At 71.4% G+C, this 26,726-nt stretch carries 27 protein-coding genes; 12 read left to right on the top strand and 15 right to left on the bottom strand.

Annotation, left to right across the window (positions count from 1 at the left end):
* Positions 1-24: 24 nt before the first annotated feature.
* Genes AB0383_RS27420 through AB0383_RS27385 form a run of 8 tightly spaced genes read right to left on the bottom strand, consistent with a single transcriptional unit; the run spans position 25 to position 8,104 of the window.
* Positions 25-1,389: an FAD-binding protein gene (locus AB0383_RS27420; protein ID WP_364181076.1), complete on the bottom strand. Its 1,365-nt coding sequence runs from the start codon at positions 1,387-1,389 to the stop codon at positions 25-27.
* On the bottom strand, positions 1,386-2,021 hold the full coding sequence (locus AB0383_RS27415) for an aspartate/glutamate racemase family protein (RefSeq protein WP_364181079.1): 636 nt from the start codon (positions 2,019-2,021) through the stop codon (positions 1,386-1,388). The genes AB0383_RS27420 and AB0383_RS27415 overlap by 4 nt, the downstream gene beginning before the upstream one ends.
* Positions 2,021-3,385: an MmgE/PrpD family protein gene (locus AB0383_RS27410; protein ID WP_364181082.1), complete on the bottom strand. Its 1,365-nt coding sequence runs from the start codon at positions 3,383-3,385 to the stop codon at positions 2,021-2,023. Before AB0383_RS27410 ends, AB0383_RS27415 begins: the two co-directional genes overlap by 1 nt.
* Positions 3,382-4,083: an ABC transporter ATP-binding protein gene (locus AB0383_RS27405; protein ID WP_364181084.1), complete on the bottom strand. Its 702-nt coding sequence runs from the start codon at positions 4,081-4,083 to the stop codon at positions 3,382-3,384. The genes AB0383_RS27410 and AB0383_RS27405 overlap by 4 nt, the downstream gene beginning before the upstream one ends.
* Positions 4,070-4,804 (bottom strand): ABC transporter ATP-binding protein, encoded by a 735-nt coding sequence (locus AB0383_RS27400; protein WP_364181087.1) that lies wholly within the window; start codon positions 4,802-4,804, stop codon positions 4,070-4,072. Before AB0383_RS27400 ends, AB0383_RS27405 begins: the two co-directional genes overlap by 14 nt.
* Positions 4,801-5,847, bottom strand: coding sequence for a branched-chain amino acid ABC transporter permease (locus AB0383_RS27395; protein ID WP_364181090.1), 1,047 nt, complete (start codon positions 5,845-5,847; stop codon positions 4,801-4,803). The genes AB0383_RS27400 and AB0383_RS27395 overlap by 4 nt, the downstream gene beginning before the upstream one ends.
* Positions 5,844-6,860: a branched-chain amino acid ABC transporter permease gene (locus tag AB0383_RS27390; protein ID WP_366188889.1), complete on the bottom strand. Its 1,017-nt coding sequence runs from the start codon at positions 6,858-6,860 to the stop codon at positions 5,844-5,846. Before AB0383_RS27390 ends, AB0383_RS27395 begins: the two co-directional genes overlap by 4 nt.
* Entirely contained in the window at positions 6,857-8,104 is a 1,248-nt protein-coding gene (locus AB0383_RS27385; protein ID WP_364181096.1) for an ABC transporter substrate-binding protein, read from the bottom strand. The genes AB0383_RS27390 and AB0383_RS27385 overlap by 4 nt, the downstream gene beginning before the upstream one ends.
* Before the next feature lie 265 nt (positions 8,105-8,369).
* Between AB0383_RS27385 and AB0383_RS27380 the strand changes: the two genes are divergently transcribed.
* From AB0383_RS27380 to AB0383_RS27365, 4 genes are all read left to right on the top strand, one after another.
* Positions 8,370-9,557 (top strand): CoA transferase, encoded by a 1,188-nt coding sequence (locus AB0383_RS27380; RefSeq protein WP_366188888.1) that lies wholly within the window; start codon positions 8,370-8,372, stop codon positions 9,555-9,557.
* Complete coding sequence (locus AB0383_RS27375; RefSeq protein ID WP_366188887.1) at positions 9,554-10,438, top strand: CoA ester lyase; 885 nt, start codon at positions 9,554-9,556, stop codon at positions 10,436-10,438. Before AB0383_RS27380 ends, AB0383_RS27375 begins: the two co-directional genes overlap by 4 nt.
* Positions 10,439-10,501: 63 nt before the next feature.
* Positions 10,502-11,323: a cyclase family protein gene (locus AB0383_RS27370; RefSeq protein ID WP_366188886.1), complete on the top strand. Its 822-nt coding sequence runs from the start codon at positions 10,502-10,504 to the stop codon at positions 11,321-11,323.
* Positions 11,320-12,732: an MmgE/PrpD family protein gene (locus AB0383_RS27365; RefSeq protein WP_366188885.1), complete on the top strand. Its 1,413-nt coding sequence runs from the start codon at positions 11,320-11,322 to the stop codon at positions 12,730-12,732. The genes AB0383_RS27370 and AB0383_RS27365 overlap by 4 nt, the downstream gene beginning before the upstream one ends.
* Before the next feature lie 64 nt (positions 12,733-12,796).
* Here the strand turns inward: AB0383_RS27365 and AB0383_RS27360 are convergent, their stop codons facing one another.
* The gene (locus AB0383_RS27360) at positions 12,797-13,738 is read right to left on the bottom strand and encodes a helix-turn-helix domain-containing protein (RefSeq protein ID WP_366188884.1); all 942 of its coding nucleotides are present in this window, start codon (positions 13,736-13,738) and stop codon (positions 12,797-12,799) included.
* 93 nt (positions 13,739-13,831) lie between these two features.
* On the opposite strand from AB0383_RS27360, the gene AB0383_RS27355 reads away from it, so the two are divergent.
* Together AB0383_RS27355 and AB0383_RS27350 are read left to right on the top strand one after the other, a co-directional pair.
* Positions 13,832-15,436, top strand: a complete 1,605-nt coding sequence (locus tag AB0383_RS27355; RefSeq protein ID WP_364181113.1) for a DUF885 domain-containing protein — start codon at positions 13,832-13,834, stop codon at positions 15,434-15,436.
* Positions 15,437-15,454: 18 nt separating this feature from the next.
* Positions 15,455-16,294 carry a carboxylesterase family protein gene (locus AB0383_RS27350; RefSeq protein WP_366188883.1) on the top strand — a complete coding sequence of 280 codons (840 nt, stop codon included), beginning with the start codon at positions 15,455-15,457 and terminating at the stop codon, positions 16,292-16,294.
* Between the two features lie 294 nt (positions 16,295-16,588).
* Here AB0383_RS27350 and AB0383_RS27345 read toward each other — a convergent pair whose 3' ends face one another.
* From AB0383_RS27345 to nthB, 4 genes are all read right to left on the bottom strand, one after another.
* Positions 16,589-17,047, bottom strand: coding sequence for a helix-turn-helix domain-containing protein (locus AB0383_RS27345; protein WP_364181119.1), 459 nt, complete (start codon positions 17,045-17,047; stop codon positions 16,589-16,591).
* Positions 17,048-17,123: 76 nt separating this feature from the next.
* A complete protein-coding gene (locus tag AB0383_RS27340) occupies positions 17,124-17,456 on the bottom strand; it encodes a nitrile hydratase accessory protein (protein WP_364181121.1) in 333 nt (110 codons plus the stop codon).
* Positions 17,457-17,466: 10 nt separating this feature from the next.
* Positions 17,467-18,087 (bottom strand): nitrile hydratase subunit alpha, encoded by a 621-nt coding sequence (gene nthA, locus AB0383_RS27335; RefSeq protein ID WP_220243428.1) that lies wholly within the window; start codon positions 18,085-18,087, stop codon positions 17,467-17,469.
* Positions 18,084-18,848 (bottom strand): nitrile hydratase subunit beta, encoded by a 765-nt coding sequence (gene nthB, locus AB0383_RS27330; RefSeq protein ID WP_364181124.1) that lies wholly within the window; start codon positions 18,846-18,848, stop codon positions 18,084-18,086. Before nthB ends, nthA begins: the two co-directional genes overlap by 4 nt.
* 121 nt (positions 18,849-18,969) lie before the next feature.
* Between nthB and AB0383_RS27325 the strand changes: the two genes are divergently transcribed.
* Positions 18,970-19,896, top strand: coding sequence for a DJ-1/PfpI family protein (locus AB0383_RS27325; protein WP_364181127.1), 927 nt, complete (start codon positions 18,970-18,972; stop codon positions 19,894-19,896).
* Between the two features lie 184 nt (positions 19,897-20,080).
* On the opposite strand, the gene AB0383_RS27320 is transcribed toward AB0383_RS27325, so the two are convergent.
* Positions 20,081-20,497 (bottom strand): transcriptional repressor, encoded by a 417-nt coding sequence (locus tag AB0383_RS27320; protein ID WP_366188882.1) that lies wholly within the window; start codon positions 20,495-20,497, stop codon positions 20,081-20,083.
* Between the two features lie 161 nt (positions 20,498-20,658).
* On the opposite strand from AB0383_RS27320, the gene AB0383_RS27315 reads away from it, so the two are divergent.
* From AB0383_RS27315 to AB0383_RS27300, 4 genes are all read left to right on the top strand, one after another.
* Positions 20,659-21,087, top strand: coding sequence for a transcriptional repressor (locus AB0383_RS27315; protein ID WP_364181133.1), 429 nt, complete (start codon positions 20,659-20,661; stop codon positions 21,085-21,087).
* Between the two features lie 110 nt (positions 21,088-21,197).
* Positions 21,198-23,879, top strand: a complete 2,682-nt coding sequence (locus AB0383_RS27310; protein WP_364181136.1) for an ABC transporter permease — start codon at positions 21,198-21,200, stop codon at positions 23,877-23,879.
* Complete coding sequence (locus AB0383_RS27305) at positions 23,866-24,531, top strand: ATP-binding cassette domain-containing protein (protein ID WP_364181139.1); 666 nt, start codon at positions 23,866-23,868, stop codon at positions 24,529-24,531. Before AB0383_RS27310 ends, AB0383_RS27305 begins: the two co-directional genes overlap by 14 nt.
* Positions 24,528-25,148: an ABC transporter ATP-binding protein gene (locus AB0383_RS27300; RefSeq protein WP_366188881.1), complete on the top strand. Its 621-nt coding sequence runs from the start codon at positions 24,528-24,530 to the stop codon at positions 25,146-25,148. The genes AB0383_RS27305 and AB0383_RS27300 overlap by 4 nt, the downstream gene beginning before the upstream one ends.
* On the opposite strand, the gene AB0383_RS27295 is transcribed toward AB0383_RS27300, so the two are convergent.
* A complete protein-coding gene (locus AB0383_RS27295; protein ID WP_364181145.1) occupies positions 25,142-25,678 on the bottom strand; it encodes a helix-turn-helix transcriptional regulator in 537 nt (178 codons plus the stop codon). The genes AB0383_RS27300 and AB0383_RS27295 overlap by 7 nt on opposite strands.
* A 61-nt stretch (positions 25,679-25,739) precedes the next feature.
* On the opposite strand from AB0383_RS27295, the gene AB0383_RS27290 reads away from it, so the two are divergent.
* Positions 25,740-26,699, top strand: a complete 960-nt coding sequence (locus AB0383_RS27290) for a hypothetical protein (protein WP_364181148.1) — start codon at positions 25,740-25,742, stop codon at positions 26,697-26,699.
* The last annotated feature ends 27 nt before the right edge of the window (positions 26,700-26,726 follow it).

The raw sequence follows: 26,726 nt of genomic DNA, 5'->3' as shown, positions 1-26,726 counted from the left end.
TCTTCTCCTCCGCTATGCAACAAATCAGTGGTGGTGGCGGGCGACATCGCCCGCGGCCAGGTAGGCGAGGCCGAACGCGGGCAGCAGCCCGTTGCCCGGTAGGTACCCCGCGGCGCCGTGGCCGGAGATGCTCGCCGCCGCGCCGCCGGCGGCGTAGAGGCCTCGGATCGGATTGCCCTGCGCGTCGAGCACCGCAGCGTTCTCGTCGACCATCAGGCCGCCCTGGGTGTGGAACAACGCGGGCACCACGCGGACCGCGGCGTAGGGGCCGGAAAGCGGGCGTTCCCAGTTGGTGCGGCCGAACTCGTCGGTCCGCTCGCCTCGCGCGATCGCGGCCACACCAGAAAGCTCGTCGGCCAGCGCGTCCGCCGGAAGCCCCGTCGCGGCAGCCAGGCCGACCGCGTCGTCGGCCCACACCAGCGCGCCCGAGGCGACGGTGTCCCGGAAGTCCTGGAACGGCTGGCACTGCTCGAAAATCGTCTCGTCCAGCACGATCCAGCCGGTGGATTTCGGACGTGCGGCCAGCTCCGCGGCGTACTCCGAATAGCCTCGCGTCTCGTCGCCGAAGCGGCGGCCGCCGAGATCGACGAGGAACGCGCCGTGGATGATCGTCGCCCAGCCCACGAGCGTGCCGGCGTTGGCCGTGACCGCGCCGTGGCCCTGATACGCGTCGAGGAACCCCGTTGCGGCGCCCAGCTTCTCGCCGATGCGCAGCGCGTCGCCCAGCGACTGGTCACTGCCCTGGTACAGCGCGCCCGAGATCTCCGGCAGGTGCCGGGCCACGAGGTCCTTGTCGGCGCCGAACCCGTTGGTGGCCAGCAGCACCGCGCGCGTCGGGATCTCTTCCTCGATCCCGTCCGGGTAACGCACCACGACCGCGCGCACGCCGTCGGAATCGGTCAGCACGTCGATCAGTTTGCCCGGCACCAGCACCTCGATGTTCTCGTGCTCGGTGACGCGCCGCGCCAGGTGGTCGATCACGCCCGAACCGTGGCGGCCGGGGATCGAGTGGCAGCGCGTGACGGCGTGGCCGGGGTAGTTGAAGTCCGTCACCAGGTCGAGCGGCAACCCCGCCGAATCGGCGAGCCACTCGACGAGCGGCGCGCTCACCGAAGCCAGCGTCCGGGCCAGCCGCGGGTCGGCCTGCCCCTTCGTCTTGGCCATGATGTCGGCGACGAACTGCTCCGGCGAGTCCTCGACCCCCGCGGCCGCCTGCCAGCGCGAACCCGCGCCGGGGAACATGGCCGTGGACATCGAGGTGTTGTTGCCCCGCCGGAAGTGCTCGCTCGCCTCGACGACGAGCACACTCAGCCCCAGCTCGGCCGCCCGCAGCGCGCCCGCGAGCCCGCCACCGGCGCCGGCGACGACGAGGTCCGGTCCGTCGCTCACCGCTCCCCCTCGACGGCCAGCAGCCGCATCGCCAGCTCCGTCGGGTCGACGATCCGCGTCGGCAGGTCGGCCGGCTCGACATCGACCGCCGAGCAGCCGTTGATCACCGCCGTCGCGCCCAGCTCGGCCAGCTCGCGCACGGCCGAACCCAGCGCCGCGTTCCACACCTCGGTCTCGGCGATCGCGGAGAACGGCAGGTCGAGCACGCGGATGCCGGCGAGGTACTCGTCGAGCCCGTACGCGGAGATCCGCTTGGCGAACTCGTCCTTGATGGCCTCGTTGCGCACCACGGCGCCGAACCGCACGCCCTTGCCGGCCAGGTGCGTCGCCGACAGCTTGAGGATGCCGTGCACCGGCAGCGCCGGCTCGGTGACGGCGTCGGGCACCGACGGGTCGAGCACGCAGTCCGGGAACGCCAGGTCGAAGCCCTCTCCCGCGTCTTTCAGCAGCGCGGCGACTTCCCGCTCCGAGTCCCGCATCGACGCGGCGGTGTCCAAAGTGGCCGGTGCGGTCGGGCCCACGTTGCGCAGCTCGATCTCCACGCCCGGCGGCGCGAGGCGGTCGTAGCGGGCCTGGCGCCGGGCGACCTCATCGTCGGGCAGGTGGATGGGCGTCACCGCGAGGGCACGCATCAGTTCAGCTCCTTCTCGTCGGTCCCGGCCAGCTCGCGCAGCGCCGCGCCGACGCGGGGCAGGCCGGGCAGGTCGTGGCCCAGGGCGGCGGCCCGGTCCACGAGTTCGGGCTGCCGAGGCAGCCACGTCTTCAGCAGGCCGAGCACGTCCGGCTCGGTCAGCGGGTGGTGGTCGGCGTCACCGACCGGGTTGGGCACCTCGCTCGTGAGCGTGGCGCCGTCGTCGAAGCACACCTGTACGCGGGTTGCGCGCTCGTCGGGCAGGCGCGCGGTCAGGTCGGCCGCCTCGACGAGCCGCACGCGCCGCGCCAGCGAACGCACACCCGCGTCGTCGACGGCCGAGCCCGGCCCGACCTCGCCGGTGAGCGCGGCCGTGGCCACCACGAACGGCGTGGAGAACATCGCCGAGAGCCGGTTCGACCAGTCCACTCCGGACAGTCCGGCGCCCAGCACGTGGCTCTCCACCACGATCTTCGTGATGCCTTCCGTTCGGAACCGCGCATCAGCACGCAGCTCCAGCACGGCGTCGGCCGCCGGGTGTGTGAAGGAACAGGACGCGTGCCGCTTGAAGTAGCCGCGCGTGATGTCCCACCGTGAGCCGAGGTCGCTGGTGAGCTCGGCCGCGTCGAACGAGCCGAGCACCGTGCCCAGCGAGAGCGCGGCCGTGCCCGTCGTGCGCGCCATGCCCGCTACTGCCATCCGCACGGCGGCGAGCCCGGACATCGCCGAGGCGCCCAGCCACGCGTTGCGCACCGGGTTGCCCTGCGTCGCCGAGTCGAAGTGCCCGGCGATGGCCATCCCGGCCGCGGTGTCGATCGCCGCCGCGGCCGCGCCGGGCGCGAGGCCCAGCAGGCGCGCGCACCCGGCCGCGGCGCCGGGCACGCCCCAGCTGCCGTGCGGGTGCGCGCCCGCCCGCAGCGAGGTGGCGCGGCCGAAGCGCGACGCCACCTCGTACGCGGCCAGCAGCGCCGCCGCCGTGTCGGCGCCGGTGCTGTCCAGCTCTGCCGCCAGCGCCAGCACCGCGGGGAAACCGTGGGCCGCGGGGTGCCCCTTGGCGTACTTGTTGCCCTCGTCGAGCTCGAGCGACACGAGCGCCATCGCGTTGAGCCAGGCGGCAGCGTCCGTGGACACCCGCCGCCCGGCCCCGATCAACGGCGAAGGACCGTCCGGCGCTCGCCATGCGGCAACCAGGGCTCGCTGTTCCGGCAGCGTTGCCCCGACCGCCGTCACACCGACGACGTCGAGCAGCACCAGGGCGAGCCGGTCCAGCACAGCGGCCGGCATGGCCGTTACGTCCACTTCGGACACCCACGCGCCGAGCGCGGTGGTCGACTTGGCCGCCTCCGTGGCCTGTTCCGTTTTCACAGTCCCAAGTACGCCTTCCTGACCCGGCTGTCGTCCGCGAGTTCGGCGCCCGTGCCCGCCAGCACGGTCGACCCGCTCTCCAGAACGTACGCCCGGTCGGCAATCGCCAGCGCCTGCTTGGCGTTCTGCTCCACCAGCAGCACCGCCACACCGGTGTCGCGGATCCGCTGCACCGCTTCCAGCATCGTCCACGTCAGCTTCGGTGAAAGCCCGGTCGAGGGCTCGTCGAGCATCAGCAGCCGAGGCCCGGCCATCAGCGCCCGCGCGATCGCGAGCATCTGCTGCTGCCCGCCGCTGAACGTCTGCGCGACCGTGCTCCGGCGCTCGGCGAGCACCGGGAACAGGTCGTAGACCTCCTTCAGCGACTTCGTGGCTTGCGCCGCCGTGCGCGTCCACGCGCCCATGCGGAGGTTCTCCTCCACGGTGAGCGTGCCGAACAGCGCACGGTCCTCCGGCACGTGCACGAGACCCTCGCGCACGAGCTGGTCGGGCCGGCGGCCCGCGGTCGGCTCGCCGTCGAGCGTGATGGTGCCCGACATCGGCTTCAGCTGGCCGCAGATGCTGCGCAGCGTCGTGGTCTTGCCGGCGCCGTTGGCCCCGACGAGGGCCACGAGCTCGCCGGCGCGCAGCTCCAGGTCCACGTCGTGCAGGATGCGCATGCGCCCGTAACCGGCGCAGACCTTGTCAAGCTTCAACACCGGTCGGCTCCTCCCCAAGGTAGGCGTCGATCACCCGCGGGTCGCTGGTGACCTCTTCGGGCGACCCGACGGCGAGCACGCGGCCCTGGTCGAGCACGAGCACGCGGTCGGCCAGCCGCATCACCGCGGCCATGATGTGCTCGATGAACACCAGCGTCACGCCTTCCTGCTCGCGCAGCGTCGCGAGCAGGTCGAGCACGGGTTCACGCTCGGCGGGCACGAGCCCGGCCAGCACCTCGTCGAGCAGCAGCACCTTGGGCCGCATCGCGAGCGTGCGGGCCAGCTCCAGGCGCTTGAGCCCCGCCGTCGGCAGGTCCGGTGCCGCGCGGTGTGCCCACGGCCCCAGCCCCACGCGTTCGACGACGTCGAGCGAGTGTTTCCGCAGGTCTTTCGCCGCGAAGCGGTGGTGCTGCGCGGCCAGGCTCACGTTCTCCAGCACGGTCATACTGGAGAACGGCCGCATCAGCTGGAACGTGCGCACCATGCCGGCGCGCGCGATCCGGTCCGGCGAACGGCCCGTCACGTCGGCGCCCGCGAGGTGCACGCGGCCGGTGTCGGGCCTCAGCGCGCCCGACACCACGTTGAACAGCGTGGTCTTGCCCGCGCCGTTGGGCCCGATGATGCCGAGGATCTCGCCCTCGGCCACCTCGAAGTCCACATCGGACAGCGCGTGCAGCCCTCGGAAGGACTTGCCGACGCCCTTGACCTGAACCAGGTTCATCGCCGCCACCTCGTTACCAGCGTTCCGACGATGCCCTTCGGCAGCAACCGCACGATGAGGATCAGCAGTACGGCGTAGAGCACCACGTCGAGCCCGCTGCGACCCTGCAGGAACCCGAGGAACCCGGGCGGGGTGCGCAGCAATGTCGCCGTGACGTCGGTGAGCGAGCCGACGATGATCGCGCCCACCACCGGGCCCCAGATCGTGCCGATGCCGCCGATCACCACGGGCACGATCGCCTGGATCGAGATCGCGGAACCGAACCCGAGATCGGGGTTCACGAACAGGTAGTACTGCGTGTAGAAGGCACCGGCCACGGCCGTGATCGCCGCCGAGAGCGCCACCGTCATCAGCTTGTGCCGCATCACGGGCGCGCCGAGCGACGAAGCCGCCAGCTCGTCGTCGCGGATCGCGGTGACGTAGCGGCCGGCGCGCGAGTGCAGGTATCCGATGCTCACGGCGACCGCGGCCCCGGCCAGCACGAGCGCCACCCAGAAGTACGCGGGTGAGTCGGCCGGGAACTGGATCTTCCACAGCGACGAGCCCTGGATCAGCGGCACGCTGAAGCCCACCGACTTGTTGGCGAACGCGCTGCTGGTCACGATCAGCCGCAGCATTTCCGCGAACGCGAAGGTCGCCAGCGCGAAGTACGCGCCTTGGAGCTTGTAGCGGAACGAGAAGTACCCGATGAGCACGGCGACCGCGGCGGCCACCGCCATCCCGGCCAGCATCCCGATCCACGGCGACACGTTCTGCTTCACCAGCAGGTATGCGCTGGTGTAGGCGCCGAGGCCGAAGTATGCGGCGTGGCCGAAGCTGAACATCCCGCCGAAGCCGCTCATGATGTTCCAGCCCACGGCCATGAGCAGGAAGATCAGGATGCGCACGGCGACCGCGCCCTGAGCTGCCGGCAGGATCAGTGGCAGCGGGATCGCGATGAGCACGAGCAGCGCGAGGATCGCGTACTGCCGGTTCTGCGGACGCAGCGCCGGCGCTTTGACCTTGTCGGTCGACGCCGGCGGCGCGATGGTGATGGTGCTCATGCTCGCCTCCCGAACAGGCCCTGCGGACGGAGGAACAGCACCAGCACGAAGACCACGAACACGCCGAGCAGGGAGCTCTGGCCGCCGAGGTAGATCGTGGTGAGCTGCTCGACCAGCCCGATCAGCAGGCCGCCGACGAGCGCGCCGACGACGTTGCCCATCCCGCCGAGCACCACCACCACGAACGCGGTGATGTTGAACTGCTCGCCGAGCGTGGGCGTCACCGTGACGAGCGGTCCCGCCAGTGCCGCGGCGGCACCGGCGCAGGCCGTGCCGATCGCGAAGGTGACGGTGTGGATCCGCTTCACGTTGATGCCGACGAGCTCCGCGCCCGGGCCGTGGGCGGCGACCGCGCGGATCGCCGTGCCGAGCCGGGTGCGGCGCAGCAGCCAGAACAGCACCGCGCCGAGCAGGATCGCGCCGAGGAACGCGTACAGCCGCGATCCCGCGACGATCGCGCCCAGCATCGAGAACTGGAAATCGCCCGGCAGCGAGATGCTCTTGGGCTCGGCGCCGAAGAACATCAGCAGCAGGTTCTCCAGCAGCAGTGAAAGCCCGAGGGTGATGAGCAGCTGGTTCTCCAGCGTCTTGCCCGCGGAACCCGACAACAGCCCGCGGTGCACGGCGGCGCCGATGAGGAACAACGCCGGGACCGCGACGATGAGCGTGAGGTAGGGGTGCATGCCGGTGCCGGCCACCATGCCGAAGGAGATGAACATCGCGACGGCCAGCAGTGCGCCGTGGGCGAAGTTGACGATGTCGAGCACGCCGAAGATCAGCGTCAGCCCCATCGCGATCAGGCCGTAGAGCCCGCCGGTGAGGATGCCGGTGACCACCGACTGCCACACCACCAGGCCGCTGCCCGACTGCAGGAGCGCGACGACGATCGCGACCACGAGCACGACGGCGACCACGCCGGCACGGCTCAGGAATGCCTTGCGCTGCCGGGCTTTGGTGTCGTCCGGAGGGGAGAATTCGGGGGCGAGTGTCGCCCCGGGGGAGAGTTCGCTCATGGCCGCCAGTTCACCGTGTAGTCGGGCCGGGATTCGGCTTTGTCCGGGGGGAAAACCTGCTTGACCTGACCGTCGCGAACCTGCATGAGGACGGGGAACGCATTGCGGTTGTCGCCGTTGGCGGCGAAGGAGATCGGCCCGTGGCCCACGGTCAGGGGAGCGACGGTCGACGCGGCGATCGCGTCGCGGACCTTCTCGGGATCGGTGCTCGCGGCCTTCTCGACCGCTTGCGCGATCACGTCGATCGCGTCGTAGGACAGCACGGCGCCGGTGCGCATCGGGTCTCCGAACTGGCGCTGGTACTGCTCGCGCAACGCGACGGTCTTCGCGTTGGTGGCGTCGTAGTGGTAGTTGGCGCTGAAGTAGAGCGCGCCGAGCTTGCCGGCGTCGGTCACGAACTTCGGCTGGTCGAAGGCGCCGTCGGACACGCCCCACACAGCGTTGAGCGCCGGCTTCACCGAGTCGATGGCCTTCGCCGCGAGCAGGCTGTCGCGGTAGTAGCCCGCGATGGCCAGCACGTCTGCGCCCGATGCTTTGACCTGCGTGATCTGCGCCGTGAGGTCGCTGACGGTGGTGGCGTCGTAGCTGATGTTCGGGCCGATGGCCAGACCGAGTTGCTTCGCCGCGGCGTTGAACGCGTCGGCCGCGCCGCTGCCGAAATCGCTCTGCTCGTGCAGGAACGCCACCTTGTGGACCGGTTTCCCGGCCTGCTCCGAAACCTCCTTGAGGTATTGGGCGGCAGCGGTGGCGATCGCCTTGCTGCCGGGCTGCACGCGGAACGAGTACCGGTAGCCGTGGCTGAAGATCGCGTCCGAGGCGGTCACGTCCATCACGAACGGGACCCGGTTGCGTTCCGCGACCACGGCGACGTTGGTGCTCACCGCGCTCTGGTAGGTGCCGATGAGGCTCACGGCGCCGGCGGAGATCAGCCGCTGGGCCTCGCTCTGGCCGATGTCGGCCTTGCCCTGCGTGTCTCCCGTGATCAGTTCGACCTTGCGGCCGCCGAGCGACTTGATGCCGCCGGCCGCATTGATCGCGTCGACCGCCATCTGCGCGCCTCGGCGCATCTGGAGCCCGTCAACGGCGTTGGATCCGCTGACCGGGTGCAACGCCCCGATCTTCACCGGGCCCTCGTCCCGGCCCGCGGCCGCGCCACCGGCCCCGGCCGGGGCCGAACCTCCGCACCCGGCCGCCGCGAACAGGGCGCACGCGCTGAGCACGGCGGTGAGCTTTCGCGCGGACATGTCACCTCTTCCCAATGGAAGCCTCTTCCCGATGGCAGCATCGGCGTTCCGCTGGAAGAAACGCCGGGATTGTTGCCGGATATCGTGACACCGGCCTCCACGTCAGGTCAATATCTGCGCATAACTTGACGGAACGCCGTGATCAGTGCGAATTTGGTGACCAGCCCGAGACAAGGGCAGGAAACATCGCGTTCACAGTTGTTCCTCCCGGCGAAACGATGAGCACGAGCCTCGGGTCGCCGGACGAGAAAGGCAGGTAGGCCCCATGACGGGCGCTTTGTCCGGGATCCGGGTACTCGACACCGCGACCCTGTTCGCCGGTCCGCTGGCCGCGACGCTGCTGGGCGACTACGGCGCCGAGGTGATCAAGATCGAGCACCCGAACGGCGACCCGGTCCGCAGCCACGGCGCGCAGCGCGACGGGGTCGGCCTGTGGTGGAAGATGCTCGGCCGCGGCAAGAAGGCCATCACGCTCTACCTCGGCTCCCCCGAGGGCCAGGAGATATTCCGCAAGCTCGTGGCCGACGCCGACGTGGTCGTGGAGAACTTCCGCCCGGGGACGCTGGAGCGCTGGGGCCTCGGCTACGACGAGCTGCGCGAGATCAACCCCGGCCTGGTTCTCACGCGCGTGACCGGTTTCGGGCAGATCGGACCGTACGCGAAGCGCCCCGGCTTCGGCACGCTCGCCGAGGCGATGAGCGGGTTCGCCGCCATCACCGGCGAGCCCGACGGCCCGCCCACGCTGCCGCCGTTCGGCCTCGCCGACGGCATCGCCGCGCTGACCACCGCGTTCGCCGTGATGACGGCGCTGCGGGCACGCGAGCAGACCGGGCGCGGCCAGGTCGTGGACCTGGCGATCATCGAGCCGATCCTGACGCTGCTCGGGCCGCAGATCATCGCCTACGACCAGCTCGGCACGCTGCAGCCGCGCACCGGCAACCGCTCCACGAACAACGCGCCGCGCAACACCTACCGCACCCGCGACGGCAGCTGGGTCGCCATCTCCACGAGCGCCCAGTCGATCGCCGAACGCGTGATGCGCCTGGTCGGGCGCCCGGAGCTCATCGACGAGCCGTGGTTCGCCAGCGGTGCGGAACGCGCGAAGCACGCCGACGAGCTCGACGACGCCGTGGGGTCGTGGATCTCCGAGCGCGACCGCGACGACGTGGTGAAGGCGTTCGAAGAGGCGCAGGCCGCCGTCGCGCCGATCTACACCGCCGCCGACGTGATGACCGACCCGCAGTTCGCGGCGCTCGGCAGCATCACGACCGTCGACGACGTCGAGCTCGGCCCGGTGAAGATGCAGAACGTGCTGTTCCGGCTGTCGGAGACGCCCGGCGGGATCACCTCGGCGGGCGCGCCGCTCAGCGCGCACACCGCCGAGATCCTCGGCCGCTACGGCTTCGGCGAGCCGGAGCTGGCTTCCTTGCGCGAAAAAGGCGTGATCAAGTGACAGTGGTGCGTAGCTGGCTCTACGTGCCCGGCGACCGGCCCGACCGGATCGCCAAGGCCCTCGCGGGCCCGGCCGACGCCGTCGTCGTGGACCTAGAGGACGCCGTCGCGGTGGCCGCCAAGGACGAGGCACGCCGCACTGTGGTGAAGACGCTGGCCGAAGGCGCCCGGGTTTTCGTGCGGATCAACGCTCCCGCGTCTTCCGCGGGCGAGGCGGACCTGGCCGCGCTGGCGGCTTCGGACGTCAAACCGGCCGGGGTGCGCGTGCCCAAGGCCGAGGACCCGGACGAGCTGCGCCGCGTCGCCGACACGCTCGGGGTGGCGTTGTACCCGATCCTCGAATCGGCGCTGGGCGTGGAAAACGCGCTCGCGCTAGCCACCGCGCACCCGCTCGTCGCCGGAATTTCCCTCGGTGAAGCGGATCTCGCCGCCGACCTGCGCGTGGCCGGTGGAGACGCGCTGGTGTGGCCGAGGTCGAGGGTTGTCGTGGCCGCGCGCGCGGCCGGGCTGCCGAGCCCGGTGCAGAGCGTGTGGACCGCCGTGCGCGACCTCGACGGGTTGCGCACGAGCACCGAAGCGGGGCGCCGCGCCGGATTCTTCGGCCGGTCGGTGATCCACCCGTCCCAGATTCCCGTGGTGCACGAGGTGTGCGCTCCCGATCCGGCGGAAACGGCGTGGGCTCGTGAGCTCGTCGGCCGGCTCGCCGAGTCGGGCGAAGCCGCCTGGATCGACCACCACGGACAGTTCGTCGACGCCGCGATCGTGGCCCGCGCCCAGTGGGTGCTCACGCTGGCCACGAATGCGGAGTCGGGAGAAAAGCATGTTACTGATCCGGCCAAAAGCAGGCCGACCCCGGAGAACGACGTAACCGTTGCTAAGTAAGGCATTCGGCCGTGACTGTGGTCGGATTGGTAACGAACGGCACAGTGAGGAAGGCACGCACTCATGACACGTACCCAGGATCCGTTGCTGGCGGCGGTTTCCGGCGGGGTCCGGCTGATCGAGCTCGGTCAGCCGTTCTTCACCGGCATGCCCTGCTCGCCGAACCATCCCGGGTTCCGGATGACCCTGATCCGCCGCCACGGCGACATGCGCCGCCCGGACGGCGGATCGGCCGCCAACGAGATCATCGTGACCGGCGGTCACGTCGGCACCCACATCGACGCGCTCTCGCACGTCAGCCACGACGGTGAGCTGCACGGCGGCGTCGACGCGGCCGAAGCTCAGCAGGGCGGGGTGTTCCGCACGCACGGCGCCGAGAACCTGCCCGGCCTGCTGCGCCGCGCGGTCCTGCTCGACGTCGCCGCGGTGCACGGCGTTCCCACGCTGGAGCCGGGTTACGGCGTCACCGCCGAGGACCTCCAAGCCGCCGCGAAGCGCGCGGGCACCGAGCCCGGTCCCGGTGACGTCGCGCTGATCCGCACCGGGTGGGCCCGCAACTTCGGCGACGCGACCGCATACATGGGCAAGGAGACCGGCGTTCCGGGCGCCGCGACGTCAGCCGCCCAGTGGCTGGCCGAGCGCCAGATCGCCGCGACTGGCTCGGACACCACGGCGTACGAGCAGATCCCGGCCGGCGCCGGGCACGCGGTGCTGCCGGTGCACCGGATTCTCCTGGTGCAGTCCGGGATCTTCATCATGGAGCACCTGAACCTCGAAGCGGTGGCCGAGGAAGGCCTGTCGGAGTTCGTGTTCGTGCTGGCGCCGCTGCGGATCGTCGGCGGCACCGGCTCCCCCGTGCGCCCGCTCGCGGCGGTGACGGCATGACCCAGACCATCACGAAAACCGTCGTGCAGCACGTCGCGGAGTTCGCGGCTTCGGTGCGCGCCAAGGGGTTGCCGTCGGAGCTGCGGGACGACGCCGCCCGGCGGGTGCTCGATGTGCTGGGCAACAGCCTGGCGGCTACGGGCGAGCGGCCGGCTCAGGCGGTCGGCGCGCTGGTGCGGGAGTGGGGTGGGTCCGGCCGGGCCACGGCCATCGGGCTCGGCGAGAAGCTGCCCGACCCGAGCGCGGCCCTGCTCAACGGCACCCTCGCGCACTCGCTCGACTTCGACGACACGCACCTGCCTTCGGTGCTGCACCCGTCGGCTTCGGTCGTGCCGGCAGCGCTCGCCGTCGCGGAATCCCGCGGTGCCACGGGCGCGCAGCTGCTCGACGCGATCGGTGTGGGCGTCGAGATCACGGTACGGCTCGGCATGGCGGGGTACGACGAGGAGCTCGGCAACTCCGTGTTCTTCGAGCACGGCCTGCACGCCACGGCGATCTGCGGCGCCCTCGGCGCGGCGGCGGCCGCGGCGATGCTGTCCGATGTGGACGAAGCCGGGATCGCCGACGCCATCGGCATCGCGGCCAGCATGGGCTCCGGCCTGCTCGAGGCCAACCGCACCGGCGGCACGGTGAAGCGCGTGCACTGCGGCTGGGCCGCGCACGCGGCGGTGACCGCGGCCGGCATGGCGCGCCACGGAATCACGGGTCCGCCGACGGTGTTGGAGGGCCGGTTCGGCTTCCTGCAGGCGTTCTGCGGGGACCAGGCCCACGTCGACGAGATCGTCAACGGGCTCGGCACCGACTGGGAGCTGCCGGGGATCTTCTTCAAACCGTATCCCTGCAACCACTTCACGCACGCGGGCATCGACGCCGCGCGCCGCCTGCGGGCTCGCGGCGTGGATCCGGCCTCGATTGCCAGTCTCGAACTCGGCGCGCCGACGGCCGTGCTGCGCACCATCGGCGAGCCCCGCGAGGACAAGATCCACCCGAAGTCGGGTTACCACGCGGCGTTCTCGGGCCCGTACACGGTCGCGGCGGGCTTCCTCGGCGGCGGCGGGCTGGGCGTGTTCCACGAGGACTTCACCGACTCCGCGGCGGCGGACCCCGAGCGGCTCGCATTGGCGGCGAAGGTGACGTGCGTGCCGGACTCACGGTGCGACGAGATCTTCCCGCACCAGTTCCCCGCGGTGTTGCGCGCGCGTCTCACCGACGGGACCGAGGTGGAAGAGCGGGTGGACGTCAACCGCGGCGGGCCGGACAACCCGCTGTCCGCCGAGGAGCTGGCCACGAAGTTCCGCCTGAACGCCACGCGCGTGGTCTCCGCGGAGTCGGCCGACCGGATCACGGAGCTGACCTACGGCCTGGCGGCCCTCGGTGACCTCTCCGAGCTGACCGGGCTGCTGCACTGATCCCCCGGCCGGGCGCGGCGGTTGCCGTCGCGTCCGGCCGGTTTCCCGTGTTCAAGGGCGGCGCTCAGCGCCGCTGGAAACTGCCGCGGTAGGCCTGCGGGCTGGTGCCCACGATGCGTTTGAAGCGGTCGCGGAACGACGTCGGCGAGCCGAAGCCGACCTGACCGGCAATGCGGTCGACGCCGTGGTCGGTGGCTTCCAGCAGGTGCTGCGCCTGGCGGATGCGGGCGCGCAGCAGCCACTGCAGCGGGCTGGTGCCGGTCTGTTCGCGGAAGCGGCGGTTGAGCGTGCGGCTGCTCATGCCGGCGTGGGCGGCGATGTCGTCGAGCGTGAGGTCTTTCGCGCAGTTCTCGTCGAGCCAGCGCAGCACCGGTTCGAGCACCGAGCCGCGTGGGGTGGGCGGCTGGTCGTGGACGATGAACTGCGCCTGGCCGCCCTCGCGTTCGAGCGGCATCACGGACAGGCGGGCGGCGTCGGCGGCGACCGCGGAGCCGTGGTCGCGGCGGATGAGGTGCAGGCAGAGGTCGAGGCCCGCGGCGGCGCCGGCCGAGGTGAGGATGGTGCCGTTGTCGACGTAGAGCACGTCCGCGTCGACCTCGATCGCCGGATAGCGGGCGGCGAGCTGCGGCGCGGCGACCCAGTGCGTGGTGGCGCGCTGCCCGTCGAGCAAGCCGGTGGCGGCGAGGATGAACGCGCCGGAGCAGATGGACGCGATGCGCGTGCCCTTCGCCGCGGCTGCACGCAGGGCATCGACGACGTCGGCAGGCACCTCTTCGAGCTCGTCGCGGCCGGGGACGATGATCGTGTCCGCTTCGGCGAGCGCTTCGAGGCCGTGCCGCGGCCGGATCGTGAAGGCACCGGCGTCGATTTCCTCGGCCGGACCGCACACGCGCACCTGGTAGGCGGCCCGGCCGTCGGGCAGGCGCGTGCGAGTGAACACCTCGATGGGCGTGGCCAGGTCGAACGGCACGACCCTTTCCAAGGCGAGGATCACCACGGAGCGCATGGCGGGATCCTAGTGGTCACCGGTGTTCTCGCCAAGCAGTGTGACTTCCCGAAGTGCACGCCGGCTTCGCGGAGCGGGTATAGCGTGAGCCGCGTGACGCCGATCTTCCAGCTCTCCGACGAGCACGTGACCGCAGAAGCCGCCCTGGACCCCGTGGCCGCGACGATGCGCGGGATCACCACCCCCGACCCCGCTACGCTCACCGACTTCTCGCCCGACGGTTTCGAAGCTCGCGCCGACCAAGCTCGCCGCACGCTCGCGACCCTGGCCACGCTCACGCCCGAGTCGGGCGAGGACCGCATCGCGGGCGCGCACCTGAAGGAACGGCTCGAGGCTCAGCTCGCGTGGCACGACCTCGGCGAGCCGCTGCGGACGGTGAAGGCACAGTTCGGCGTGCTGACTTCCTTGCGCGACACCGTGGACATGCTCCCGCGCACCGGAGACGACGACTGGCACGTGATCGGCGTGCGCCTCGCCGGCGTGGAGACGATGCTGGCGGCCTGGCAGACATCCCTGCGTGCGGGGCTCGACCGCGGCCTCGTCGCCGCGCGCCGGCAAGCACTGGAGACGGCGTCGCAGGCCGACCGGTTCGCCGGCGTGCACGAATCCCTGGTCGAGGCGTACGGCGACGGCCCGCTCGGCACCGACCTGCGCTCCGCCGCCGACGCCGCCCACCGCGGCTACGCCGAGCTGGCCCGCTTCCTGCGCGAGGACTACGCACCGCGCGCGACCTCGGTCGAGGGCGTCGGCGCCGAACGCTACGCGGCCGGCGCGCGCCTGAGCCTGGGCGCCGACATCGACCTGGCCGAGGCGTACGAGTGGGGCTGGGCCGAGCTGGAGCGCATCGAGCAGGAACTGGCGGCAGAGGCGGCCCAGGTGCGTCCGGGCGCTTCGGTCGCCCAGGCCTTGGCCCTGCTCGACGAGCAGTACTTTGTGGACGGTGAACCGGCCTATGTGGACTGGCTGCGCGCCGCCCACGACCGCGCGATGGCCGGTGCCGCCGCCCACTTCGACATCCCGGAACCGCTGCGCGCGATCGACGTGACCCTCGCTCACGGTTCGGCGTCGGGCGCGCCGTACTACACCGGCCCCAGCGAAGACGGCTCCCGCCCGGGCCGCACGTGGTGGCCGCTCGGCGGACGTTCGCGCTTCGCCGTGTGGTCGGAGCTGACCACGGTGTTCCACGAGGGCGTGCCGGGCCACCACCTGCAGATCGGCACCGCGAAGCTCGCCGCCGACCGCGTCAGCCGCTTCGCGCGCGTGCACTCCGTCAGCGGTCACGCCGAGGGCTGGGCCCTCTACGCCGAGCGCCTCGCCGACGAACTCGGCTGGTACACCCAGCCCGGCACCCGCCTCGGCATGCTCGCGGGCTCCGCCATGCGCGCCGCCCGCGTCGTCATCGACATCGGCGCGCACCTGGATCTGCCGCTGCCCGACGGTTCGCGCTGGGACTTCGACACGGCCTGCCGCGTGCTCCACGAACGCGGGCTGGCGTCCGAGCACCGCGTCCACCCCGAGGTGGTGCGTTACCTCGGCTGGCCGGGCCAGGCGATCGCGTACAAGCTGGGGGAACGCTCTTGGCTCGCGGCGCGCTCGGAGGCGGGTTCCCGCCCGGACTTCTCGCTACGGCAATGGCACCACGACGCGCTCGCGGTGGGACCGGTGGGCTTGGCGGCCCTGCAGGACGCGCTGCGCTGAGGCCACCCGGTGGATCCGGTGACCAGCGTGCGCACCAGTTCGGGCAAGGTGCTCGGCCGCCGGGGCGCGCACGGGGTCACGTTCGCCGGGATTCCGTACGCGCCGACGCCGGTCGGGGCGCGGCGGTTTGCCGCGCCGGGGCCGCTGCCCAGGTGGGACGGCGTCAGGGGTGCGGCGAGGGCCACCGCGCCGCAGCGGATGCGGCCGTTCGGGCGGGCTGATCTGTCGCCGGTTCTCGGGAAGACCACGGCACGAGGCGACTACCTCAACCTCACCGTCTCCACGCCGGATCACGGTACGAGGAACCTGCCCGTGCTCGTTTTCCTGCACGGCGGGGGCTTCGCCACCGGGACCGGCCACGCGCCCGTGTACGCCGGTGCGGCCTTTCCCCGCGACGGGATCGTGCTGGTGACCGTGAACTACCGGCTCGGCGCGATCGGCTGGCTCGATCTGCCCGACGCGCCCGCCAATCGCGGGCTGCTCGACGTGCTGGCCGCTCTCGGGTGGATCAACGAGAACATCGCGAACTTCGGCGGGGATTCGGGGAACGTCACCGTCGGCGGGCAGTCCGCCGGCGCCATGCTCGTGCTGGCGCTGATGACCACGCTGACGGACCTGTGCCGTCGCGGCATCAGCCAGAGCGGTCACGCCCTGTGCTGCTACCCGCCCGAACGCGCCGCGGTCACGACGCGAGCCTTCAGGGAAGCCCTCGGCCGGCCCGCCACGGCCGCCGCGCCGGCGGACCTCAGTGACGAGCGCATCCTCGATCTGACCGAGCACCTCGAGCCGGAGCACGACTTCCTCGACCCCTCGCTCAGCAGCAGCCCCTTCAAACCCGTCCTCGACGGCGATTCCTGACGCGCCAACCCGCCGACGGCATCCGCGGCGACGTCGGCCTCCTCGCCGGCACCAACCGCCGAAGAAGCCAACCTCTACTCGATTCCCTTCGCGTTCGACACCACCGAAGCGAGCCTCCGCAAAGGTGCCCGACGACGCTTCCCCGACCCCGAGGCCCGCATCGCGCGGTGCCGGGAAACGCACCCCCACGAAAACCCGAGCAGCTCCTCACCCGGTTGATGACCGACGCCTTCAGAGAAGCCAACGAAAATGTGGGCGAATACACCTACGACTTCCGCTGGCGCTCTGACCGCGTCACACCGTGCGTTTTCGCTGATGCTCCACCACATCGAGCAGCACCGCCTTGAACTGCGTATAGACCTCACGCCCCAACCGGCGCGCATGCCGCTCTTGCAAAGCCGTCATGATCCGGCCCGCCGCGCGCATCTCGGCCAGCCCGCGCTCCGTCGGGCAGACCAACTTCGCGCGGCGGTCGGCGGGGTCCGGGCGGCGCTCGACGTACCCAAGGGCCTCCAGCTCGTCGATCATCGTCCCGATCACCTGTTTGTGCTGCCCCGAAAGACGCGAAAGCTCGGTTGCCCGGACACCCTCGGTGTCCAGGTAGGCGAGCACGGCGCCGTGGCGCGGGTGGAGGTCGGAGAAGCCCTGGGCGGCGAGCGACGTGAAGAGCTCGTGCTGCACGGCGAACAGCAGCCGCCCGGCGAGGACGCCCAGGTCGGGGTTCGATTCGTTCTTCTCGGCCCGGCTGACCAACCCTGCCGCCTCCTCCGCGTCGCCCCGGCGAGCCGCTCGCCCGGTGAGGAGGAAGTCTAGGTGAACGCGCTCACCCTCAGTCGCGGTCCTCGGGGTTGACGTACCCCTCTTCGAGCAGGCCGTGGCGCCGGACGACGGTGTCGAGCGCCGTCACCCAGTGCTGGTAGTACTCCCAGCGGCCCTTTTCGTCATCGGGTGCGGACTGCCACGAGCCGATGGCCGCGATCAGCTCGCGCTGGAAGTCCTCCCACGCGTAGTGGCCGAACTCCGACAACGCCACCGCCAGGCCGAACGCGCGCCGCTGCCACTCCGCGTCGAACACGGGCTGCTCGAGGTCCGTGGAGCAGGACGAGTGGAACTTCACGTGCCCGGTCTCGTCGTAGTTCAGCGTGCTGATGTCGATCGCCACGCCCGCCTCCTCACGCCGCCGGGCCCGCGAGGGCCACGCCGATCATCGACTCCGTCGTCACGAGCTCGGCGAGCTGTTCCTCGCTCCAGCCCTCCGTGCCCGAGGGGCGCGCGGGCACCACGAACCACCGCGAGTGCCCGCTCGAATCCCACACGCGCACCTCGGTGTCGTCGTCGAGCTCCACACCCAGCTCGGCCAGCACCACCCGCGGCTCGCGCGCCGCGCGGGAACGGAACACCGGGTCCTTGTACCAGTACGGCGGCAGCCCCAGCACCGGCCACGGGAAGCACGAGCACAGCGAGCAGATCACCAGGTTGTGCACGCCGGGCTCGTTGACCACGGCCGCGATGTGCTCGCCCTCGGCGCCGGCCATGCCCTCGGGCAGATCCAGCTGCGCGATCGCCTTCGGGGTGTCCGTGGCCAGCAGCCGCGCGAACTCCGGGTCGACCCACGCGCGGGCCACGATCTTCTTGCCGTTGAGCGGCGTCATCTCCGACTCGAAGTAGCCGAGCACCTTGTCCACAGTGGACCCGGTGATCACGCCCTTCTCGATCAGGAGCGCCTCGAGCGCCTTGACTTGCGCGGCGCTCGCCTCCTCGCGGTCGTCGGGGTAGGCGAACAGCTCGCTCATCGGTTTCCGTCCCTCGTCGATCCGGCGGACAAGTAGGTCTCGTACAGCTCGGCGTACAGCGGGCCGGCCGCGCGTTCGGTTTCCTCGCCCCACAACTCCTCGGGCTCGAACCGCACGATGTACACCGACATCGGCTCCCCGAGCCCGTCGCCGCCGGTCGAGACGAAGTACGAGTAGTTGCCCTCGAACACGCGCTCCACCCGGCCGCGGTGCCCGCGCAGGTACCCGGGCAGCCGCGTGTGCTCCGTGGCCGGCGGGTTGCGCACCACGACCTCGTCGCCCACCGCGAACGCCGGCGTGGCCGGGCCGCGCCTCGGTGTGTCGCCGCGACGCAGGTAGTCGAGCACCTGCTCGTCGACGGCTTCGGCGTCGCGTTCGGGCAGCTGCGACTGCGGCTGCTCGCGGAAGCGCTCCGTGGCGGCGTCCAGCTCCTCCTGTGTCAGGTAACCCTGCTCGACGAGGTACGCGCTGATGCCGCCCAGCCACTTCTCGTAGTAGCGGAACTTGAAGTACTCGAACGGGTGCATCGCCTCCGCGCCCGAGCGCAGGTGGGCCCACGTCCACGTGGTGCGGAACGTGGTGGGCACCGCGTCGAGGTCGTAGCCGGCGACGGAGCCGCGCAAGGAGGCGCTCAGGCCCATCATCGCCGCGTGGATGCCGAAGATGCGCTTCTCCCAGTCTTCGACGAACACGCGCTTCTCGTAGTCCAACGGGTAACCCTCGAGCCCTTCGAGACCGCCGAGACCGTGTTGCAGCTTCATCCTGGGCACCGCCTTCGCGTCGACCGAGGAAAAGCTAACACCGGGTAACCGACCGGGTGCGGACACGCAGCCCACACATCCGGCCCTTTCCCGTGGCCGGGGGCCGTCGTAGATTCCCCGGGTGGGCCTGTCGAGACCGGATGTCCCGATCGCCGTCCTGGTTTTCGACGGCGTCCGGCTGCTCGACGTGACCGGGCCGCTCGAGGTGTTCGACGTCGCCGCCGAGCTCGGCACCGGCTACGTCGTCACGATGTGCTCCCCGGACGGGCGCGACATCACCACGTCGAGCGGCTTGCGCCTGGGCGTCGACCAGGCCGCGGCCGACCTGACCGGCGTCGACACGCTGGTCGTGCCCGGCGGCGAGTGCCTCGTGAAACCGGGGGCGAACGCCGAGCTGCTCACCTCGATCCGGCACCTCGCGCGCGGAGCCCGGCGCGTGACGTCGGTGTGCGCGGGCGCCTTCGCGCTCGGTGCCGCGGGCATGCTCGACGGCCGCCGCGCCACCACGCACTGGCGCCACGCCGACACGCTGCAGGAGCGCTACCCCGCCGTCGAGGTCGACCCCGAGGCGATCTACGTCCGGGACGGCCACGTGCTCACCTCCGCCGGCGTCAGCTCCGGCATCGACCTCGCGCTCGCACTGGTCGAGGAGGACGCCGGCGACATCCTGGCCCACGAGATCGCGCGCGAGCTGGTGGTCTTCATGCGCCGCCGCGGGGCGCAGCCGCAGCTGTCCGTGCCCGCCCGCACCCCGCGCCCGCGCCGCGACATCGTCCGCGCGCTCTGCGACGAGGTCGCCGCCGACCCGGCCGGCGACCACTGCCTCACGAGCATGGCGCAGCGCGCCGGCCTCAGCACCCGCCACCTCTCACGGCTGTTCAAGGCAGGCACGGGCCAGACGCCTGCCACCTACGTCGCCGCGGTGCGCCGGGAAGCGGCGATCGCGCTGGTGATGAGCGGCGAGACCGTGGCCGCGGCGGCGCGGCGCAGTGGCCTGGGCAGTGACGAGACGCTGCGCCGCCACCTGCGGGCGCAGCCGGACGACTAGAGCCGGCGCCGACTGTTGAACTTCGTGGCCTCCGCGCAGCATTCAGCTTGCTCCCGGCAGAAGTTGAGCTTCCCGCGGATGGAAACCCGGAAAACGTGATGCCGCACGGAGTGGCGAGAAACTGACCGCACGTAACGTGACACCACCGAAGGCCCGGCGGCCGTCAGTCCATTGTGGACGGGAGTCACTCAGCAGCGGAAGCGCACGCGTCGCATACGCCCCACCACGTCACTTCGGCCGATTCGACGCGGAAGCCGGGCGCGGAGACCGGGTCGAGGCACGGCGGGGCGCCGACGGCGCACGGTACGTCCTGGATCGCGCCGCAGCCGCGGCACACGAGGTGGTGGTGGTTGTCGTGCCGCTGCGGCTCGAAGCGCGCGGGCGAGCCCGCGGGTTCCAGCGAACGCAGCAGATCGGCCGAGACCAGGTCTTCGAGCACGTTGTACAAACCCTGCCGGGAGAGCCCGCCGTCGGCCTCGAGGTCCACGGCGAGTTCGGCCGCCGTCGAGTGCGGGTGGCGCTCGACCGCGGCCAGCACCGCCCGCCGCTGCGGCGTGTTGCGCAGCCCTACCCGGCGCAACCGCACCCCGAACGCATCCATGCGGGCAGCGTACCCCAGAATGGACTGCATCAACTCTGGCGTGGAGAAGCTCACAGGTGACCCGCCGAACCCCTGCCCACCTGCGCTTACGCCCCTGCGTAACCCACACTTGACTCCATCTGACAATTGACTCCATCAACTCTAGGCACTAGAAAGGTCTTGTGCCCACGACTCCCACGCTCCCCCAGCCGTCGCCCGGCCAGATCGACGCCGGCGCCCGCCTGCGCCGCGCCGGCCTGCGCGTGACCACCGCCCGCCAGGTCGTGCTCGAAACCCTCGCCGAGCAGCCGCACACCACCGTCGCCGAGCTGCTCCCCCACGTCCGAGACCGCCTCCGCTTCGCCTCCACCCGGGTGATCCACGACGTCCTCGCCACGGGTGTGTCCGCCGGGCTCGTCCGCCGCTTCGACACCGTCGGTGTCGCTCAGCGCTACGAGCTGACCGGGCCCGAACACGGCCACCTGCTGTGCACGAACTGCGGCCGCCTCGACTCCGTCGGCACGGCCGAAAGCACGAGTGCGCCGATCCTCACCGGCGTGTGCTCGCACTGCGCGCCGGACGGGCACGCGCACCCCGAACCGCCCCGCTGAGCGGGATTCCGCCACAGCCCGTCGTCGCGCGGGTGCAGTTGGCCAGCGTGCCGTTTCGAAACGATCTCAGCGCGCCCTGACGGGCAAACGCTTGTGTGAAACTCCTCGGCATGCCGAGGAGGGGGTTGCCCACGCCGTGGTCGCGGGCCGTGCGGACGGGGTGGCGCAATCCGGCGGTGGTGATCGCCGTCGCGGCGGCCGCGATTCTGGTGGCGCTGCCGGCCACCGCGGTCGCGTTGTTCCTTTCGGCGGCGGGCAACGCAACGCTTCAGCAGCAGACGTCGCTGGCGTGTGAGTGGGCGGTCGGCGCGCAGTGGCAGGGCGGCCTGCCGATGCAGCAGCGCGACCCCGCCGTGGCCGAGCAGGTCGGGAAGACCCTCTACGACACGCGCGCGAAGCTGGCCGGTCAGGCCACCGCCGAGGTGCCGCGGGCTTCGGCGCCGGTGTCGACCGTGGTCTCCGGCGCGTCGGTGGAAACGGCGACGGGCCCGCCCGCGCACCCGGAGCAGACGGTCGTCAACCTCATCTCGCGTACCGGCTTCCAGAGCCACATCCAGGTCGTCCAGCGCGGGACCGGGCCGGGCATCTGGCTGCCGGACCAGTTCGCGGCGCTCAAGAACCTCCACGCCGGCGACCTCGTGACCGTCCGCGGCGGGTCCCGCAACGATCTCAAGCCCGCCGGCAAAGCCACCGCGCCGGAAGGCGGCAGTACGTCGACGATGCGCGTCGCCGGGATCTACCGCGACCTGCGTTCGCTGCCGGACCAGCAGTACTGGTGCAGCCTCGTCGGCCTCTACCGCGGGAGCCCGCTCTCCAACGCCGGCACCTACCCGGTGGCGCTCGTGTCGCCGGACGATTTCTTCCACATCGCCACCCAGAACTCCGGCGTGCAGAACCTGGTGGAGAGCTCCGTCGACACCACGGGGACGACCACGGCGAGCGCGCCGCCCGTGGTGGCCGCGCTGGAGCACGTCCGGGCCCGCACCGAGAACCCCGGCGACCCGCTCGGGCAGGCGTTCCACCGTTTCGGCAGCACGGAGTACACGTCTTCACTGGGCGGCATGGTGGTCCGCGCCGACCAGGTCACCACTCAGCTGGCCACCACCGTCGTGCCGATGGGCGCGGTGGGCGCGCTGGCCGGGCTGGTGATCGCCGCGGCGGCGGGCTCGTTCTGGGCGGACCGGCGCCGCGCCGAGCTTGCGGTGTTGTCGTCGCGTGGGGTAGGACCGCTCGCGTTGGTGGGCAAAGCGGTGCTGGAGGTCGGCACGATTGTGGTGTTCGGCAGCGCCGCGGGCTGGTTGCTCGCGCGCTACCTGGTGGCGGCGCTGGGGCCGAGCCCGCTCGTCACGCCCGGCGCACTGGTCGGGTCCGTGCTCGGCGCCGCCGCCGCCCTGCTGGTGACGCTGGGGGCGATCGCCGTTTCCAGCCGACGCCGGATCACCGCGTTGTTCGACGCGCGCACCACGAGCCGCCGCAGCTGGCCGTGGGAACTGCTGCCGCTCGGCGCCGCGGTTGTCTGTTATTTCGTGCTCGGTGGCGATCCGGAAGCGGGTGTGGGTGCGGCGGGGACCGTCGCGCGGATCCCGCCACGGCTGATCGTGGTGCCGCTGCTGCTGGTGATCGGCTTGGCGCTGCTGGCCGCGCGCATCGTGCGGTTCTCCGTGGTACGCCTGCGCCCGGTGTCACCGTCGCGCGCGGTCGCCTTCTTGTCCTGGCGGCGGCTCGCGTCCGCGCCGGCTGCCGCGGCCGTGCTGGTCGGCGCGACGGCGATCCCGATCGCGCTGTCGGTGTACGCGACCACGGTCACCGGCTCGGTCGAGCGCACGCTGCACGCCGAGGGCCAGCTCGTGGTCGGCACCGACGTGGTCGTCGACCTGACCGGGCCCGCGCAGGCGCCACCCGGGTTCGCGTCGAGTTTCGTCGAGCGCTACGACTCCGGCACGGTCGGGCACACCACTGTCAACGTCCTCGGCGTCGACCCGGCGACGTTCACCAGCACCGCCTTCTGGGACAACCTCCTGCCCGGCCCGACCCTCGAGGACCTGATCGCCGGGCTGAGCGCACCCGGCGCACCCGCCGGCGTGCTGGCCGGGATCCCCGGCACGTCCGGGCGGACGCAGGTGGAGATCAACGGCCACACCGTCGAGTTCTCCGTCACCAGCGTCACGCAGCTGCCCGGGAAGAGCGCCGGGTTCCCGTTGATGTTCGTCCGCCGCGACGTGCTCACCCGGCTGGCCGGCGAGAACCTGCACCCCGAGCTGTGGCTGCGCGGCGACCCGGCGCGGATCGTCCCCGCGCTGTCGGCCGGCCACGTCCCCGTCGGCACGCTGAGCCAGGCCCAGGACGTGACCGCGAACGGCGTCTACGCGGCCATCACCTACACGTTCCTGTTCCTCACCGCGGTGTCCGTGCTGGCCGGCGCGATCGTGCTCGTGGGGCTGTTACTGTACTTGAATTCGCGGGCACGAGCGCGGCGCAGCGCGTACTTGTTGTTGCGGCGCATGGACATCGGACCCCGCGCACACTGGCGCGCCCTGCTCTACGAGGTCGGCGGCCTGCTCGCCACCGGCTTCGTCGCCGGCCTCGGCTTCGCCGCGATCGCCGTCGTCATCACCAGCGCCGGTTACGATCTCGACCCCGCTGCCGCACCCGGCACCCTGATCGCCACTCCGTGGTCGCTCACCGCCCGCCTCGCCGCGGCGACCCTGCTGGCCGCCGTGTTCGCCACCCTCGCCGCCCAGCGCGCCGTCTCGCGTGCCCGCCCGTCGGAGGTGCTACGTGACACGAACTGACGCCCTCTGGTGCGAAGACGTGCACCAGACCTACCGGACCGCGACCCACGACGTCGTTGCCCTGCAGGAGGTTTCCGTGTCCGCCGCCCGCGGCCGGGTCACCGCGCTCGTCGGACCGTCCGGCTCCGGCAAGTCCACGTTGCTGCGGATCCTCGCCTGTCTCGAACGTCCCGTGCGCGGCCGCGTCGAGATCGATGGCATCGACGCCACCGCCCTGTCCGCCCGGGGCCGGCGCGGACTCCGGCGCCGGCGCCTCGGCTACGTTTTCCAGAACCCCGTCGACAACCTGCTCGGTTACCTCACCGTCGACGAACACCTCGAACTCGCCACCCGCCTGCGCAGCGCCGGCACCCCGTCGAGCGAACTGCTCACCACCCTCGGCCTCGGGCACCGCGGCGAGAGCAAACCCAGCGGCCTCTCCGGCGGCGAACAGCAACGCGTCGCCCTCGCCCTCGCCGCTGCCGGCGATCCCGCCGCGCTGCTCGCCGACGAGCCGACGGCCCAGCTCGACCGCGCTTCGGCCCACCTGGTCGGCGACGCCGTTCGCCGGCTGGCGACCCTCGGGCACGCCGTGGTGGTCGCCACCCACGACCCCGAACTGGTCACCGTGGCCGACGACGTGATCGAACTCGTGGACGGACGTATCCGATGACCGTGCTCATCCTCACCGACGTCTCGAAAAGCTACCGCCGCACCCAAGTGCTGCGCCCGATCAGCTTCGAGCTGCACCCCGGCGAGCTCGTCGCGTTGACCGGCCCTTCGGGTTCCGGCAAAAGCACGCTGCTGATGATCGCCGGCGGCTGGGAGACCCCGGACACCGGCAGCGTCACGCCGGGGTCGTCGTTGCCGGATGTCCCCATGGCGCGAACGCCGTGGCAGCACCTGGGTTTCGTGCCGCAGTCCATCGGCTTGTTCGACGAACTCACCGTCGCCGACAACCTCGCCTTCGCCGCCCGAACCGGCGGCAACGCCGACCTCGCCAAGCTGCTGGAAACCCTCGACCTCGCCAAGTTCGCCGACCGCCTCCCCACCGAAATCAGCCGTGGGGAACAACAACGCGCCGCCGTCGGCCGCGCCCTGGCCACCGCACCCACGCTCGTCCTGGCCGACGAACCGACGTCACACCAGGACCGCACCCACGCCGAGGTCGTCCTCGCCCGCCTGCGCACCGCCGCCGACGCGGGCGCCGCCGTCCTCGTCGCCAGCCACGATCCACTGCTGGCCGCGCACACCGACCGCACGATCGCGTTGACGGGCGGCGGTCACTGAGGCCAAGCGAGCTCGCCCTTACCGATGCGGTCCGCCGTGCGTTCGAGCCACTCGACGTCGTGGTGCAGCCGCGAGAGCAGGTAGTGCGCCTCGATCATGTGGACCTCGAGCGTGGCCGCTTCGCGCGTGGCGGTTTCGAGTCCTGCGATCTCCTCCCGCACGAGCTCGATCCGCTCGCGCAGCACGGCTTGTGCTTCTGGCGGCGGCAGAATCCCGAGGTACGCCAACGCCGTCACGAACGGCGGCCCACCGGTCAGATCCGCGCCGAGCTGCTTGCGCACGCGCTCGGCCAGCGCGGCCACGCCGTCGTCGGTCACCGCCAGCACGTCGCGCTCGGTCCCGCCCGTGGCTGCGACCCACCCCTCGGCCGTGAGCCGGTCCAGCAGCGTGTAAACGGTCGCGTTGCGCACTTCGAGGTAGCCGTAACGGCTGCGGACCTCGCTGAACACCGCGTACGCGTGGCGCGGCTGCTCCACGAGCAAGCCGAGGATCGGCAGCACCAGCGGGTTGTCGAGCGCGTTCTTGGGCACGCTTGAACAGTACCTCATTGCCCGTATACGGTTAGCCGTATACGGCTATGAGGAGGTACCTGTGATCTTCGGGATCTGGCCCGGTGTCGTCGACGCCGACCTGGTCGAGTTGAAGCCGCTGCCCTGCCCGCCGGAAGACCCCGGCGCGACCTTGGCGGCCTTGAAGGAACTCCAAGGGGAAGCGCCGGAGTTCTACGTCCGCTGCTACCGGCACTTCGGGAACGAGTGGTCCCGAACGCCCGAGCGGCCCGAGCTCTACGCGGGCGAGGGCCGGCTGATCGACCTGGTCGCGTGCTACCAGAGCCGCGAACCCGATCCGGAGGGCTTCGCCGACTTCGTGCGCCAGGCCGTCCGCGACGTCGCCGCGTGGGGCGGCGGCAAGGTGCAGGTCGGCGAAGAGCTCAACGTGCCGGCCCCACTCGACGGCGGCAGCCCGGGTTGCTTCGAGGCCGTCGGCGCCGGCGTCGCCGCGGCCTTCGACGAACGCGAGCGTCTCGGCGTCGACGTCGGGATCGGGGTCAACTCCGCGGGTCCCGCCGATCCCGCGTTCTGGGGACGACTGGCCGCGGCGATCGGCCCGGACCACCTGGCGCGCCTGGATTTCCTCGGCTTGGACGTCTTCCCCGACGTCTTCCGCCGCATCCCCCACGAGCAGCTCGCCGGCGCCGTGACGTTTCTGCTCACGGGATTCCGCTCGGTCACCACAGAGATCGGCGTCCCCGCGACCACACCCCTCCACATCACGGAAACGGGCTGGCCCACCGGCGACGACCGCGACGAAGCCACTCAGCGCGTGGTCTTGGAAACCGTCGCCCAGACCATTGTGGACTCGGACGTCGGCGTTGCGGCGTACGAACTCTTCGGCCTTCGCGACACCCGCTCCGACGCCGGCTGGACCAGCGGCTTCGGGCTGCTCCGGGACGACTACTCGCCCAAGCCCGCGTTTCCGGCCATCCGCGACTTCATCCGCCGCACGATCCGGCCGAAAGGAGGAGGCGCTCCGGCCGTTCGGCCGAAGTGATCGCGCCAGGTGCGCACCAAGCTGAGC

Origin of the sequence: Amycolatopsis sp. NPDC051373 (assembly GCF_040689465.1) — a bacterium.
Taxonomy (GTDB): Bacteria; Actinomycetota; Actinomycetes; order Mycobacteriales; family Pseudonocardiaceae; genus Amycolatopsis.
The sequence above is the reverse complement of the archived record's forward strand: the minus strand, read 5'-3'. Positions and strand labels throughout refer to the sequence as shown.

Coding starts and splice junctions, on each gene's coding strand:
- AB0383_RS27415 (WP_364181079.1), bottom strand. CDS start 2,021: ATGCGTGCCCTCGCGGTGACGCCCATCCACCTGCCCGACGATGAGGTC.
- AB0383_RS27400 (WP_364181087.1), bottom strand. CDS start 4,804: ATGAACCTGGTTCAGGTCAAGGGCGTCGGCAAGTCCTTCCGAGGGCTG.
- AB0383_RS27395 (WP_364181090.1), bottom strand. CDS start 5,847: ATGAGCACCATCACCATCGCGCCGCCGGCGTCGACCGACAAGGTCAAA.
- AB0383_RS27390 (WP_366188889.1), bottom strand. CDS start 6,860: ATGAGCGAACTCTCCCCCGGGGCGACACTCGCCCCCGAATTCTCCCCT.
- AB0383_RS27385 (WP_364181096.1), bottom strand. CDS start 8,104: ATGTCCGCGCGAAAGCTCACCGCCGTGCTCAGCGCGTGCGCCCTGTTC.
- AB0383_RS27380 (WP_366188888.1), top strand. CDS start 8,370: ATGACGGGCGCTTTGTCCGGGATCCGGGTACTCGACACCGCGACCCTG.
- AB0383_RS27370 (WP_366188886.1), top strand. CDS start 10,502: ATGACACGTACCCAGGATCCGTTGCTGGCGGCGGTTTCCGGCGGGGTC.
- AB0383_RS27365 (WP_366188885.1), top strand. CDS start 11,320: ATGACCCAGACCATCACGAAAACCGTCGTGCAGCACGTCGCGGAGTTC.
- AB0383_RS27360 (WP_366188884.1), bottom strand. CDS start 13,738: ATGCGCTCCGTGGTGATCCTCGCCTTGGAAAGGGTCGTGCCGTTCGAC.
- nthA (WP_220243428.1), bottom strand. CDS start 18,087: ATGAGCGAGCTGTTCGCCTACCCCGACGACCGCGAGGAGGCGAGCGCC.
- nthB (WP_364181124.1), bottom strand. CDS start 18,848: ATGAAGCTGCAACACGGTCTCGGCGGTCTCGAAGGGCTCGAGGGTTAC.
- AB0383_RS27320 (WP_366188882.1), bottom strand. CDS start 20,497: ATGGATGCGTTCGGGGTGCGGTTGCGCCGGGTAGGGCTGCGCAACACG.
- AB0383_RS27310 (WP_364181136.1), top strand. CDS start 21,198: ATGCCGAGGAGGGGGTTGCCCACGCCGTGGTCGCGGGCCGTGCGGACG.
- AB0383_RS27300 (WP_366188881.1), top strand. CDS start 24,528: ATGACCGTGCTCATCCTCACCGACGTCTCGAAAAGCTACCGCCGCACC.